This window comes from Streptomyces sp. NBC_01298, assembly GCF_035978755.1.
Lineage (GTDB): Bacteria > Actinomycetota > Actinomycetes > Streptomycetales > Streptomycetaceae > Streptomyces.
In genome coordinates this window covers 7,576,327-7,589,883 of the sequence record NZ_CP108414.1, presented here as the reverse complement: position 1 = coordinate 7,589,883, position 13,557 = coordinate 7,576,327, and the positions used below count along the sequence as shown (strand labels likewise).

Sequence of the window (13,557 nt, the reverse complement as noted above, 5' to 3'; positions counted from 1 at the left end):
CACAGCCGGCCGCCCCCGGCCGCTCCGGGCGGCCCTCACGGTCCCCCGCCGGTCCCCCGTCGGCTCTCGTAGCAAGGCACAATCCCGGCCGGGTCCCCTACCTGCGTAAACGCACAGCCGAGGCCCAAGTAGAATCCCTACACGTGACTGCCAAGCCCCGCATCCCCAATGTCCTGGCCGGCCGCTACGCCTCCGCGGAGCTCGCCGTCCTGTGGTCCCCCGAGTACAAGGTGACGCTGGAGCGGCGGCTGTGGCTCGCCGTGCTCCGCGCCCAGAAGGATCTCGGCATCGAGGTCCCCGACGCGGCCCTCGCCGACTACGAGCGCGTGCTGGAGACCGTCGATCTCGCCTCCATCGCGGAGCGTGAGAAGATCACCCGGCACGACGTGAAGGCCCGCATCGAGGAGTTCAACGCCCTCGCCGGACACGAGCACGTCCACAAGGGCATGACCTCCCGCGACCTCACCGAGAACGTCGAGCAGCTCCAGATCCGGCTCTCGCTGGAACTGATCCGTGACCGCTCGGTCGCCGTCCTCGCCCGCCTCGGCAAGCTGGCCGGCGAGCACGCCGAGCTGGTCATGGCCGGCCGCTCCCACAACGTCGCCGCTCAGGCGACCACCCTGGGCAAGCGCTTCGCCACCGCCGCCGACGAGCTGCTGGTCGCGTACGGCCGCCTGGACGACCTGCTCACCCGCTACCCGCTGCGCGGCATCAAGGGCCCGGTCGGCACCTCTCAGGACATGCTCGACCTGCTGGGCGGCGACGCCGCGAAGCTGGCCGACCTGGAGCAGCGCATCGCGGCCCACCTCGGCTTCGGCCAGGCCTTCACCTCCGTCGGCCAGGTCTACCCGCGCTCGCTCGACTACGACGTGGTCACCGCCCTGGTGCAGCTGGCCGCCGCGCCCTCCTCCATCGCGAAGACGATCCGCCTGATGGCCGGCCACGAGCTGGTGACCGAGGGCTTCAAGCCCGGCCAGGTCGGCTCGTCCGCGATGCCGCACAAGATGAACACCCGCTCCTGCGAACGCGTGAACGGCCTGATGGTCATCCTGCGCGGTTACGCGTCGATGACCGGCGAGCTGGCCGGCGACCAGTGGAACGAGGGCGACGTCTCCTGCTCCGTGGTCCGCCGGGTCGCGCTGCCCGACGCGTTCTTCGCTCTCGACGGCCTGATGGAGACCTTCCTGACGGTCCTCGACGAGTTCGGCGCCTTCCCCGCCGTCGTGGCCCGCGAACTGGACCGCTACCTCCCGTTCCTCGCGACCACCAAGGTCCTGATGGGCGCCGTGCGGGCCGGGGTCGGCCGCGAGTCCGCCCACGAGGTCATCAAGGAGCACGCGGTGGCCTCCGCCCTCGCCATGCGCGAGCAGGGTGCCGAGCGCAACGAGCTGCTGGACAAGCTGGCCGCCGACGAGCGCATGCCGCTGGACCGGGCCCAGCTGGACGCCCTGATGGCCGACAAGCTCTCCTTCACCGGCGCGGCGGGCGACCAGGTCGCCGCGGTGGTCTCGCGCATCGAGGAGATCACCAAGGAGCACCCCGAGGCCGCGGGCTACACCCCCGGGTCGATCCTCTGACCCCCGACGAGCTGAACGCCGCCCGCGACCGCGTCCTCCCGGACGTGGTCGCGGGCGGTCTTCGTGTCCTCTTCTGCGGGATCAACCCGGGCCTCCTCTCCGCCGCGACGGGCCACCATTTCGCCCGCCCGGGCAACCGCTTCTGGCCGGTCCTCCACATGTCGGGCTTCACCCCGCGCCTGCTCTCCCCCTCCGAGCAGGAGGAGTTGCTGACCTACCGCCTCGGCATCACGAACGTCGTGGCCCGCGCCACGGCCCGCGCCGACGAGCTGAGCGCTGAGGAGTTCCGCGAGGGAGGCCGCCTCCTGACGGCCAAGGTGGAACTCCTGCGCCCCCAGTGGCTGGCGGTGGTCGGAGTCACCGCCTACCGCACCGCCTTCGGCGATCGGAAGGCCCGGATCGGCCCCCAGGAACGCACCATCGGCACCACCCGCATCTGGGCCCTGCCCAACCCCAGCGGCCTCAACGCCCACTGGACGGCCGCCTCAATGGCCCAGGAATACGCCCGCCTCCGCGCGGCCGCCGAACACCCCGGTCCTGCCGAAGCCGACGTCTAGAGCCTGTCTCCTGGAAGTGCGGTGCGCAGGGTGATCGACCCGCTCCACGGCTGAATCCACGGCGGACGCGGCCGGAGCGGCGGGCGTGGCGCCGGGATGTGCGCGGGTCGCCGGGTCATGATGACGAAGTGCGACTTGATCATGTGTCCTATGCGGTGGCCCGCGACAGCTTCGTCTCCACCATCCAGTGGATCGGATCGGCCCTCGGCGCCGGTTTCGTCGACGGGGGCGTGCACCCGCGATTCGGCACCCGCAATTTCATCCTCCCGCTGAGCGGCGGCACCTACGTCGAGGTCGTCACCACGCTCGACCACCCCGCCGCCGACCGCGCGCCCTTCGGCCAAGCGGTCGCGCGCCGCGCCGCCGAGGGCGGCGGCTGGCTCGGCTGGGTGGTCTCCGTCGACGACATCGCCCCGGTCGAGGCCCGCCTCGGCCGCACCTCGGCGGAGGGCCACCGGGTCCGCCCCGACGGGTTCGACCTGAGGTGGAAGCAGATCGGCCTGCTGGAACTGATGGAAGACCCGCAACTCCCCTACTTCCTCCAGTGGTCGGTCCCCATCGAGGAGCGCCCGAGCGCCGACCCGCGCACCTCCACCACCATCCACGGTGTCTCCATCGCCGGCGACGCGGCCTCCATCGCCGAATTCCTCGGCGAGCCGGCCGATCACCCCCTCGAGCAGATCGACGTCACCTGGATCGAGGACGAGGAACCGGGCCTGGTCTCGGTCGAGTTCACCACCGCCCACGGCCCGGTCACCATCTGACCCGAGCCCGACTGCCCCGCGGGAGCGGCCGGCCGGCCGCTCCCGGCCGGCACGTCTGGCCTGCTTCGGTCCCGTACCGTCAGTTCTCTCAAGTGGTGGAGAGCGATGGAGAGGGCCTCTTGGAGAGCGCGAAGCACGCAGACTCGCGGAAGAGTTCGGCCGGACCCTGACCGACCGCTGGGACGAGTGGGCCTTCAGGCTCGGCCTGTGGGCGACCCCGGCCGTCACGGGCACCTACGGCTTCACCTGGTCTCCCACGGCGAAAGACGAGCAGGGACGCCAGATCAGGATCGGGGGGAACTGGCCCATCCTCGTGGACCAGGACACCGGGTCATGCCGAATCGTGCAGGGGCCGAAAGAGATGAACGCGCTCAGGGGCACGTCAGAAGTTCGCACCGCACGTTGGCGGGACGCCACCGCCCGTCGGCAGCCCCACCCCAACGGCCGCTGGCTCGTCCGGGCCGGCCTGGACCGCCCGCCCCCTCATGCCGGAGAGCCGGGGAGAGTCCGGCGGGCGGCCTCCGGCCTTCGACCGTGAGGACTACAAGGCCCGTCACGCGGTCGAGTGCGGCATCAACCGACTGAAGCGGAACCGGGCGGTGGCCACCCGGTTCGGCAAGCTGGCGGTCCGCCGTGAGGCCACCATCCTGGTCGCCGCGATCAACGAATGGCAGCAAGCCGATAGAGCTCGTGATATTCGACTGTGACGGGGTCCTCGTCGACAGCGAACGGATAGCCGCCCGCGTCCAGGTCGCCCTGGGGGCTGAGTTCGGCTGGCCGCTCACCGAGGCCGAGGTCGTCGACCGGTTCATCGGGCGCTCCTCGCTCTCCATCCGCGAGCAGATCACCGACCGGCTCGGTCCCGAGGTGGCTGCCCGCTGGTGGGACCGTTTCGAGGAACTCCACCGGGAGGCGGTGGACTCGGGGCTGTCGCCCGTGGAGGGACTGCCCCAGGCGCTCGACGCGATCACCCTGCCGGTCTGTGTCGCCTCCAGCGGCTCGCACGAGAAGATGCGCCACACCCTCGGCCGCACCGGCCTCTACCCACGCTTCGCGGGCCGCATCCACAGCGCCACCGAGGTCGCCCGCGGCAAGCCCGCTCCGGACCTGTTCCTGTACGCCGCGGAGCGGATGGGTGTGGATCCCGCCGCCTGCGCGGTCGTCGAGGACAGCCGGCCCGGCGTCCAGGCGGCCCGCGCCGCCGGAATGCGCGCCTGCGGCTACGCCGGCGGTCTCACCGCCGCCGATCGGCTCGAAGGCCCGGGAACCGTCGTCTTCGACGACATGCGCCAACTGCCCGCCCTCCTCGCCGCATACTGACCCCGCCCGCTGACCCCGCCGCAGTCCGGCGGGGTCAGCCCGGCTACCGGAACGGACCGCCTCGAGGGGGGAGCCGGCCCACCCCGCCGAGCCGCTCCGGCGTCAGGCGTCCCGCCGCCGGATCGCCAGCCAGCCGCCGCCCACCGCGACCAGCGCCCACAGGACCATGACCCCGAAGCCAACCCACGGGGCGAGGCCCACCGAGGTGTCCAGCCGCATCATCATCTGACCCGCACGGTCCGGCAGGTACTGGGCGATGCCCCCCGCCTGCGCCGCGAGGATGAACGACACGATCAGCGTGAAGGGTATGAGAAGGCACAGGACGGCCGAAGCGCTGCGCAGCGCCGCCGTCAGTCCGGCCGACAGCAGGGCCATCACCGCGAGGTACGCACCGCAGCCGAAGACGGCGCGGTAGGTGCCCGGGCTGCCGAGTTCCAGGGTGTAGGGGCCCATGAACCGCTGTCCGCCGAGGAAGGTGGCCAGTGCGGTGAGCTGTCCCACCACGAAGGCCAGCCCGCCGATCACGGCCATCTTCGAGAGGTAGAGCCGCGCCCGGTTCGGTACGGCCGCGAGCGACGTGCGCAGGGCGCCGTTGTGGAACTCGGACGACAGCGCGGTCGCACCGAAGGCGAAGGCGGCGACCTGGCCGAAGTTGAGGCTGTAGAAGGCCGCGAGGAGCGGATCGTCCCCCATGCTGCCGGCCTCTACGTCGCCGATGAGCGAGGCCGTCAGTACCTGGATGCCCACCGTGGCGACGAAGACGGCTATCAGCGCTCCGAAGGTGCCGCGCAGGGACCGTATCTTGATCCATTCCGAGTGCAGGACGGGGACGGTGGGCAGAGCGGTGCTCATGGGGAGGCCTCCTTGAAGGGGATGAGTCAGTGGGTGGCGGCGAACTGAGCGCTGTCCGCCGTGAGATCGAGGTAGGCCTGCTCCAGCGAGGCCCGCTCGTCGATCAGTTCCAGCATCGGGATGCCTTCGCGGGCGGCGATGACGCCGAGCTGCTCGGCCTGCATGCCGTCCACGGTCCACCGCCCGCCCTCGGCGGTGACCAATTCGAAGTCGTCCCGGGCCAGGGTGGCCCGGAGCCGGACGGGGTCCGTGGTGCGCAGGCGCACCCTCGGGGTACTGCGGGAGTCGATGAACTCCTCTATGGAGGTGTCGGCCAGCAGCCTGCCCCGCCCGAGCACGACCAGGTGGTCGACGAGGGCCGCGGTCTCGGTCATCAGGTGGCTGGAGACGAGGACCGTGCGGCCCTCGGCGGCCAGGCCGCGCATGAGCTCGCGGATCCAGATGATGCCCTCGGGGTCGAGGCCGTTGGTGGGCTCGTCCAGGAGCAGCACTTCGGGGTCTCCGAGCAGGGCGGCCGCTATGCCGAGGCGCTGACGCATGCCCAGGGAGAAGGTCTTGATCCGCCGCTTGGCAGCCGGAGCGATTCCGGACTGCTCCAGGACCTCCTCCACCCGGCTCATCGGAATGCGGTTGGCGGCGGCGAGGAAGCGCAGGTGGTCCCGGGCCGTGCGGCCGCCGTGCGCCGACTGCGCGTCCAGCAGGGCCCCGACCCGGTGGAGGGGATCGGGGAGTTCGGTGTACCGCCGGCCGCCGATGGTGGCCGTCCCGGAGGTGATCCGGTCCAGGCCCAGCAGCAGCCTCATCGTGGTCGACTTCCCGGCCCCGTTGGGCCCGAGGAAGCCGGTGACACGGCCGGGCATGACATCGAAGGTGAGGTGGTCCACGGCCCGGGTGCGGCCGAACTCCTTGGTCAGTTCTCGGATCTCGATGCTGTTCATGTCTCAAGGTTCGCCGTCGGCCCCACCTCTCTTCCTCCCCCATGCGAGGGTTCCTTCTCCCCCACGTGGGGGAGGAGTCGCACCGCCCCGAGCTGCGACGATGAGGGGATGCACCGACTGTTCCGCGCCGCTCTGCGCCCAGTGACCTACTCGCGCTGGGTGCATCTGTGCGTGCCCATCCTGATGTTGGCCGTCTGGATGTTCATAGAGCCCGCGGCTCCGTGGGTACCGCTCGTCATCGTCATACCGCTGGGACTGCTGCCCTGGATGCGGGTGGCGGAAGGGCTCCAGGCGCAGTTCCTCCTCGCTCCCTCCGAGCGCAATGTCCGGGGCAGGCGGGAGGAGCCCGGGGAGCCCAGCTTCAGCACCGCCGGATCCCAGACCTGGAGCGACCGCTGGCGGACCTTGCTGTGGCTGGAGATACGGCTCGTCGTCTCCCTGGCCACGATGATGGCCACGGTGTGGCTGCCGGTGCTGACGGTCCAGCTGGTCACGGCCGGACTCGGCAGCAGGGTCACCCAGGAGAATGTGATACCCGCCGGATTCCCGGCCTGGGCCGCGTGGGCGCTGGCTCCGCTGCCGCCGGTCCTCCTGATCGTCCTCGTGGTCCTGCTCGGCGACATGATCACGGCCATCGCCCGCCGGCTGCTGGGACCCTCGGCCGCGGAACGGCTCACGGCCCTGGAGGCGCGGACCGAGCAGCTGTTGGAGCGCACCCGCATCGCGCGGGAGCTGCACGACTCCATCGGCCACGCCCTGACCGTGGCCGTCGTCCAGGCGGGCGCGGCGCGGGCGGCCGGCGATCCCGAGTTCACCGACCGTGCGCTGAGCGCGATCGAGGAGACGGGCCGGGCCGCGCTGGAGGACCTGGACCGGGTGCTGCGCGTCCTGCGCGAGTCCGGTCAGCGGCCGTCGCAGCGGCCGACCCTGGTAGAGGCCGACCGGCTGTTCGAGTCCGCGCGCGCCTCCGGCGCCATCGTCGACGCGCAACTGATCGGCCCCCTGGACAAGTTGCCCGACCCGGTGAGCCAGGAGGGGTACCGGATCCTGCAGGAGGCGCTCACCAATGTGCTGCGGCACTGCGGCCCCGTACCGGTGAAGGTGCGCATCGGCATGGTCGCCGACCGCCTGGACCTGGAGGTGACCAATCCGCTGCCGGACCGGCCTTCCGTCATCACCGGAGGCGGCACCGGACTGCGCGGGATGCGGGAGCGGGCGGCGCTGCTCGGCGGGAACACCGAGACCGGGCCGTACAAGGGCGGTTGGAGGGTGCGTACGCGGCTGCCGCTGGAGCGAATACGCTGACCGGATGCCGGTTACCGTACTGCTCGTCGATGACGAGCCCCTGGTGCGTGCGGGTCTGCGCGCCGTCCTGGACGCCCAGCCCGACATCGAGGTGATCGGCGAGGCCGCCGACGGAGCCGCGGTGGTCCCGCTCGTGCGGCAACTGCGCCCCGATGTCGTGGCGATGGACGTGCGGATGCCGCTGCTCGACGGGATCGAGGCGACCCGGGCGGTCCTGCGGAGCGTGGACTCACCTCCGAAGATCCTCGTGGTCACCACCTTCGAGAACGACGAGTACGTCTACCAGGCGCTGCGGGCCGGCGCGGACGGGTTCCTGCTGAAGCGGGCCCGGCCGTCGGAGATCGTTCACGCGGTCCGGCTGGTGGCGGAGGGCGAGACGCTGCTCTTCCCCGCGGCGGTCCGCTCGCTGGCCGCCGAGTACGGCAACCGGCAGGCGCGGACGGTACTGGAGCGGGCGGCGCTGACCGAGCGGGAGGAGGCGGTGCTCCGGCTGATGGCCAAGGGGCTGACCAACATCGAGATCGCCCGCGAGCTGATCGTGGGCACGGAGACGGTGAAGTCCCACGTCAGCGCGATCCTGGCGAAGCTGGGGGCACGTGACCGGACCCAGGCCGTGATCACCGCGTACGAGTCCGGCTTCGTCGCTCCCGCCTGATCGGCCCACCAGAGGAAGGGCGGATTCCGGCCGATGGGGGGCCGCTTCTCGCCGCCGCGGCCGGTGCGCAGTACGATCCGGCTGACATGCTCGCTCGCTGGGAGGACACACGTTGGGGCAGCTGACCGGCGGGGACCCCTCTCTGCTGCGGCGGATCAACTCCGCCGTGGTGCTGCGGGCCCTGCGTGCGGCCGAATCGCCGACGCTCACTGACCTCACCCGGGTCACCGGCCTCTCGCGGCCCACCGTCGAGGGGGTCGTCGAAGGACTCATCGGGACGGGTCTGGTCGTCGAGGCGGACGCGGAAGAGGGCGCGCGGCGCCAGGGGCGCCCGGCCAGACGGTTCCGCTTCCGCGCGGAGGCGGGGCACCTGCTCGGTGTGGAGATCGGTGCGCACCGGATCGCGGTGCTGCTGTCAGGGCTGGACGGCCGGGTGATCGGCGCCGGCACCAAAGAGGTCGCCGAGACGGCCTCCGCCGACGAACGCCTCGACCGGGTCCGCGGTGCGGTGGCCGACCTGCTGCGCCGCGCCGGGGTACCCCGCGACTCGCTGCGGGCGGTCGGCGTGGGCAGCCCCGGGATCGTGGAGGCCGACGGCACCGTCCGCCTCGGCACGGCCCTGCCCGGGTGGACCGGGCTGCCGCTCGGGGAACGGCTCCGGCGCTCGTTCCGCTGCCCGGTACAGGTGGAGAACGACGCCAACGCCGCGGCGGTCGCCGAGCACTGGAAGGGCGCCGCGACCGACACGGACGACATGGTCTTCGTGATGGCCGGGCTCAGCCCCGGAGCGGGCTCCCTGATCGGGGGCCGGCTGCACCGGGGGTTCGGCGGGGCGGCCGGGGAGATCGGCGCGCTGCACCTGCTGGGGCGCGAGGCCACTCCGGAGACACTGCTGTCGACGACCGGCGAACCGCTGCACCCACTGGACGAACGGGCGGTGGCGGAGGTCTTCGCGATGGCCAGGCGCGGGGACGTGGGCGCGGTGGCGGCGGTGGAGCGGTTCATCCAGCGCCTCGTCCACGACGTGACCGCGCTGGTCCTGGCGATGGATCCGGAGCTGGTCGTGGTCGGCGGCTGGGCCGCCGGACTGGACGGCGTACTGGATCCCCTGCGCCGGGAGCTGGAGCGGTACTGCCTGCGGCCGCCGCGCGTGGCGCTGTCGCTGCTGGGCGAGGCGGCGGTGGCGACGGGAGCGTTGCGGCTGGCGCTGGATCATGTGGAGGAGGAGCTGTTCGCGGTGGAGAAGACGGTCACCGCGCGCCGCCGCTGATTTTTTTGGGGGGCGCTGCGGATGCGGTGCCCGCCGCGGCTGATCTTCTGGGGGCTCGGTACCGGTGCCGCTGCCGGTACCGGTCCGCGTCGCCGGCTGCGGGGCTGCGGATTCGTGCATGCGCCGCCGCTCAGGGACTGGCGCCGGTCGAGCCCGCGGGGCGGCGTCGGTGAGGCCCTGCGGGGCTGAGTCCCCTACCCGCCCTTCCACCGTTCCCCGGGCGCTGCCCGGACCCGCCCCTCAAACGCCGGACGGGGCTGGGAGGGGCCCCCGGGCTCTGCCCGGACCCGGTCCTCAAACGCCGGACGGGCTGGAGGGGGTACCGGCCTGCGCCCGGACCCCCTGGGGCTCCGCCCCGGACCCCGGTCCTCGAACGCCGGACGGCTGAAAAGTCCCAGGCTCCGGGCCTCGGAGGCCGGACGGCTGAAAGCCTCGGCCCCCAGGCCCCAGGCCCCAGGCCCCCAGGCCCCCAGCCCCGGGCCTCCGAGGCCTGGCGGGCTGCAAAGACTCTGGGGCTCCGCCCCAGACCCCGCAGAGCGGGGCCCCCACTGTGTGGCGGCCCCGGTCGGTACGTCGTCAGCGCGGGGTCAGGACGCGACCCGCGTGTCGTGCGTGATCTGTACATCGCCCGAGTCGCCGAAGGTGAGCCGGCAGGTGTCCGCGCGGTAGGTGGCCACCGAGACGGCCGCCGTGCCCGCCGCCGTGAAGTAGCGGGTGGTGACCAGCAGGACCGGGGCGCCCGGCAGGCGGTCCAGTTCCTTCGCGTCGTCGGCGCGGGCGGAGCCGAGTTCCACCGAGCGGTCCTGTCCGTCGAGGACCAGCTTCCGCAGCTCGCGCATCACGGCGCGGGCGCGGGCCGGACCGGCCGGGGCGTCGATCGCGGAGAGGCCCTGCACCGAGGAGGCCGGCACGTAGAGCAGCTCGGCCGCGAGGACCTGGCCCTGCTCGACGCGGCTGCGGCGCACCGCGAGCACCAGCTCGCCGGGGGCCGTTCCGAGGAGCTTCAGGACGGCGGAGGGCACGACGGCCTCGGCCGCGTCGACCGGCTCCCACCCGTCGACGCTCTCGCCGGGCCAGCCGTTCCGGGCTCCGCCGACGTCGACGCCCACGCGCGGCGGGGCGACGGTGGTGCCGACGCCGCGGCGGCGCTGGAGGCGGCCTTCGAGTTCGAGCTGCTCCAGGGCCTGGCGCAGGGTCGCCCGGGCGACACCGAAGCGGGCGGCGAGCTCGCGCTCGTTCGGCAGGATCTCGCCCACGGCGAAGTCCTGGTCGAGCGCCTCACTGAGGACGGTCTTGAGGTGCAAGTACTTCGGCTCCGGCACCGATTCGAGCTGCATGGTCCCCACCCTGACTCCTCCTGCAATCGCCGCACTCGCCGTGTTCCAGCGTGAGTTCCGCGCCTTTGTTTATTAAAGGTTCCTGCACTATGCCTGCGACGATAGGACGGCGCACCCCCTTGGTCAAGACCAATGCTCACCCCTTTACCGGGCAGATCGGGCATATGCATCAAGCTGTTCACGGGATGTTCGCGCGGACCACGAAAGACGAAGTCCCGGCCCCAGGGGCTACCGGGCGGTAACCGGCCGAGAGACACTACTGACAAGCCGTCTCACACGGCCGCCGAAGCCGCCCGACCCCGACGAGGAGCAGCATGACCGCCACGGTCTCCTTCACGATCGATTCGCCGCTGGGCCCCCGCACCACCACCGCCGCTTACGAGCGCAAGGGCGCGGGCGAGCCGCTCCTGCTGCTCCACGGGATCGGCCACCACCTCCAGGCCTGGCGCCCGGTGACCGACGTCCTGGCCGCCGAGTACGACGTGATCGCCGTCGACCTGCCCGGCTTCGGCGTCTCGGAGCCGCTGCCGCACGGGGTTCCGTACGATCTGGGCATCGTCGCCCCGGCGCTGGGCGCCCTCTGCGCGGCGCTGGGCACGGAGCGGCCGCACGTCGCGGGCAACTCCCTCGGCGGGCTGCTCGCCCTGGAGATGGGGCGCGTCGGCCTGGCCCGCTCGGTCACCGCCCTCTCCCCCGCCGGGTTCTGGTCGGAGGGCGAACGCCGCTACGCCTTCACCGCGCTGCGCGCGATGCGCGCCGGCGCCGGCGCACTGCCCCTGTCCGCGGTGGAACGGCTCGCCCGGAGCTCCGCCGGACGCGCCGCGCTGACCGGCAGCATCTACGCGCGCCCGGGACGGCGTTCGCCCGGCTCCGTGGTCGCCGAGACCGTCGCCCTGCGCGAGGCCACCGGTTTCGAGCAGACCCTGGCCGCGGGCGGCTCCGTACGGTTCACCGCGGATCTGCCCGATCTGCCCGTCACCATCGCCTGGGGCAGTCGCGACCGGCTGCTCCTGCGCCGCCAGGGCGTCCGCGCGAAGCACACCATCCCCGGCGCGCGCCTCGTCACGCTTCCCGGCTGCGGCCACGTCCCCATGAACGACGACCCGGCCCTGGTCGCCCGCGTCATCCTGGACACGACCAAGCTCGCCCGGTGAGGCATTGACCGGTGCTGACCGGCCGTCAGCCCTAGCCATGCGCATCAGTGTTCACGCATGGTTCGCGTGCGCGACGTGGGCGGTCCGGTGTGCGGCCGGTGTACGGCAGCACACTGGTCCGGCCCGTCCCCGCCGGCCTCTGGAGACGCACCGATGGCACCTCTGCCGCACACCCGACGCTCCCTGCTCGGCGGTTCCCTCGCCGTTCCCGTGAGCCTCGCCCTGTCCAGCGCCCTCACGGGCGTCCTGACCACTCCCGCCCACGCGGCGGTGCCCGCCTTCGTCCGCTCGGACCGCCCGAACGCCTTCTGGGGCGTCCAGTCCGGCGAGATCACCGCCCACTCCGCCACCGTCTGGACGCGTTCCGACCGCCCCGCGCGGATGTACGTCGAGACCTCCCCGAGCGAGTCGTTCCGCTACGCCGTGCGCCGCCACCGCGGCCCGCTGCTCGGCCCGGACACCGACTTCACGGGCACCACCACGCTGCGCGAGCTCCCGCCCGGCCAGCAGATCCACTACCGGGTGACCCTCACCGACCCCGACGACCCGCGCCGCAGCGGCGAGCCGGTCCACGGCACCTTCCGGACCACCCCGGCCTCCCGACGCCGCGACGTGCGCTTCCTGTGGTCCGGGGACCTCGCCGGCCAGGGCTGGGGCATCAACCCGGAGCTCGGCGGCTACCGCGTCTTCGACGAAATGCGGCTGCGGGACCCCGATTTCTTCCTCTTCAGCGGGGACACCATCTACGCCGACGGGCCGATCCAGGCCTCCGTACCGCTGCGCGACGGAACCCTGTGGCACAACGTGACCACCGAGGAGAAGGCGAAGGTCGCCGAGACCCTCGCCGAGTACCGGGGCAACTTCCGCTACAACCTCCTCGACCGCAACCTGCGCGATTTCAACGCCCAGGTGCCGGTCCTCGCCCAGTGGGACGACCACGAGGTGCGCAACAACTGGTACCCCGGCCAGATCCTCGACGACCCCCGCTACACCGTGAAGGACGTCGACACCCTCGCCGGCCGGGCCCGCCGGGCCTTCGGCGAGTACTTCCCGGTCACCGACCTGCGCGGAGGCCGCGCCGAGGGCCGGATGTACCGCGTGATGCGCTACGGCCCGCTGCTCGACGTCTTCGTCCTCGACATGCGCACCTACCGCGACGCGAACTCCCCCGGCCGCCAGACCGACGACCCCATCGGCATCCTCGGTCCCGAGCAGCTGGCCTGGATCAAGCGCGAGCTGTCGCGTTCCCGCGCCACGTGGAAGGTGATCGCCGCCGACATGCCGCTGGGCATCGTGGTGGCCGACGGGGCCGCGAACTTCGAGGCCGTCGCCCAGGGCGATCCCGGCGCGCCGCTCGGGCGGGAGCTGCAGATCGCCGAGCTGCTGCGCCACGTCAAGCACCAGCGCATCACCGGCACCCTCTGGCTCACCGCCGACGTCCACTACACGGCCGCGAACCACTACGCGCCCGAGCGGGCCGCCTTCACCGACTTCGCGCCCTTCTGGGAGTTCGTCTCCGGCCCCATCGGCGCGGGCGGGTTCCCCGCCGGCCGGCTGGACGCCACCTTCGGCCCGGAGACGGTCTACGTCCAGTCCGCGCCCTTCGCCAACATGTCCCCGTCCGAGAACCCCCCGTACTACGGTGAGGTCGAGATCGACGGGGAGTGCGGCGAGCTCACCGTCCGGCTGCGCCGCCAGGGAGGCGGCGTACTGTTCACGCGGACCCTGCAGCCCGGACGGGTGGGGCAGTAGGCGCCTCCATCTGAAATCGGCCGGAAAACAGGGCGAAATCGGCCAGATGGATCCTTAACCAGTCGGTCACAGATCG

12 protein-coding genes and 1 pseudogene are annotated in these 13,557 nt (G+C 72.2%); 10 read left to right on the top strand and 3 right to left on the bottom strand.

Translation table 11 applies throughout. The annotated features are described in order from the left end of the window. Window positions 1–143: 143 nt before the first annotated feature. The 5 genes and pseudogenes from purB to OG730_RS34540 all read left to right on the top strand — a co-directional run bounded on the left by purB (window position 144) and on the right by OG730_RS34540 (window position 4,218). The gene (gene purB, locus OG730_RS34560; protein WP_327307908.1) at window positions 144–1,577 is read left to right on the top strand and encodes an adenylosuccinate lyase; all 1,434 of its coding nucleotides are present in this window, start codon (window positions 144–146) and stop codon (window positions 1,575–1,577) included. Further along, complete coding sequence (gene mug / locus OG730_RS34555) at window positions 1,574–2,134, top strand: G/U mismatch-specific DNA glycosylase (RefSeq protein WP_327309546.1); 561 nt, start codon at window positions 1,574–1,576, stop codon at window positions 2,132–2,134. Before purB ends, mug begins: the two co-directional genes overlap by 4 nt. A gap of 128 nt (window positions 2,135–2,262) precedes the next feature. Then, a complete protein-coding gene (locus OG730_RS34550) occupies window positions 2,263–2,898 on the top strand; it encodes a VOC family protein (protein WP_327307907.1) in 636 nt (211 codons plus the stop codon). Window positions 2,899–3,395: 497 nt separating this feature from the next. After that, a pseudogene (locus OG730_RS34545) lies at window positions 3,396–3,605 on the top strand (IS5/IS1182 family transposase); the annotation flags it as partial. Further along, entirely contained in the window at window positions 3,589–4,218 is a 630-nt protein-coding gene (locus OG730_RS34540; RefSeq protein WP_327307906.1) for an HAD family hydrolase, read from the top strand. The pseudogene OG730_RS34545 and the gene OG730_RS34540, both read left to right, overlap by 17 nt. A gap of 102 nt (window positions 4,219–4,320) precedes the next feature. On the opposite strand, the gene OG730_RS34535 is transcribed toward OG730_RS34540, so the two are convergent. After that, window positions 4,321–5,070 carry an ABC-2 transporter permease family protein gene (locus tag OG730_RS34535; RefSeq protein WP_327307905.1) on the bottom strand — a complete coding sequence of 250 codons (750 nt, stop codon included), beginning with the start codon at window positions 5,068–5,070 and terminating at the stop codon, window positions 4,321–4,323. Between the two features lie 26 nt (window positions 5,071–5,096). After that, window positions 5,097–6,008 carry an ABC transporter ATP-binding protein gene (locus OG730_RS34530; protein ID WP_327307904.1) on the bottom strand — a complete coding sequence of 304 codons (912 nt, stop codon included), beginning with the start codon at window positions 6,006–6,008 and terminating at the stop codon, window positions 5,097–5,099. Window positions 6,009–6,116: 108 nt separating this feature from the next. Between OG730_RS34530 and OG730_RS34525 the strand changes: the two genes are divergently transcribed. The 3 genes from OG730_RS34525 (at window position 6,117) to OG730_RS34515 (ending at window position 9,238) form a co-directional block, all read left to right on the top strand. After that, window positions 6,117–7,313, top strand: a complete 1,197-nt coding sequence (locus tag OG730_RS34525; RefSeq protein ID WP_327307903.1) for a sensor histidine kinase — start codon at window positions 6,117–6,119, stop codon at window positions 7,311–7,313. Between the two features lie 4 nt (window positions 7,314–7,317). Beyond that, window positions 7,318–7,968, top strand: a complete 651-nt coding sequence (locus OG730_RS34520; protein ID WP_327307902.1) for a response regulator — start codon at window positions 7,318–7,320, stop codon at window positions 7,966–7,968. A gap of 112 nt (window positions 7,969–8,080) precedes the next feature. Then, window positions 8,081–9,238: an ROK family transcriptional regulator gene (locus tag OG730_RS34515; protein ID WP_327307901.1), complete on the top strand. Its 1,158-nt coding sequence runs from the start codon at window positions 8,081–8,083 to the stop codon at window positions 9,236–9,238. A 587-nt stretch (window positions 9,239–9,825) separates the two neighbouring features. Here OG730_RS34515 and OG730_RS34510 read toward each other — a convergent pair. Next, the gene (locus OG730_RS34510) at window positions 9,826–10,584 is read right to left on the bottom strand and encodes a GntR family transcriptional regulator (RefSeq protein ID WP_327307900.1); all 759 of its coding nucleotides are present in this window, start codon (window positions 10,582–10,584) and stop codon (window positions 9,826–9,828) included. Between the two features lie 305 nt (window positions 10,585–10,889). Here OG730_RS34510 and OG730_RS34505 point away from each other — a divergent pair, with 305 nt between their 5' ends. After that, window positions 10,890–11,729, top strand: a complete 840-nt coding sequence (locus OG730_RS34505) for an alpha/beta fold hydrolase (RefSeq protein WP_327307899.1) — start codon at window positions 10,890–10,892, stop codon at window positions 11,727–11,729. Between the two features lie 153 nt (window positions 11,730–11,882). Next, window positions 11,883–13,481: an alkaline phosphatase D family protein gene (locus OG730_RS34500; RefSeq protein ID WP_327307898.1), complete on the top strand. Its 1,599-nt coding sequence runs from the start codon at window positions 11,883–11,885 to the stop codon at window positions 13,479–13,481. The last annotated feature ends 76 nt before the right edge of the window (window positions 13,482–13,557 follow it).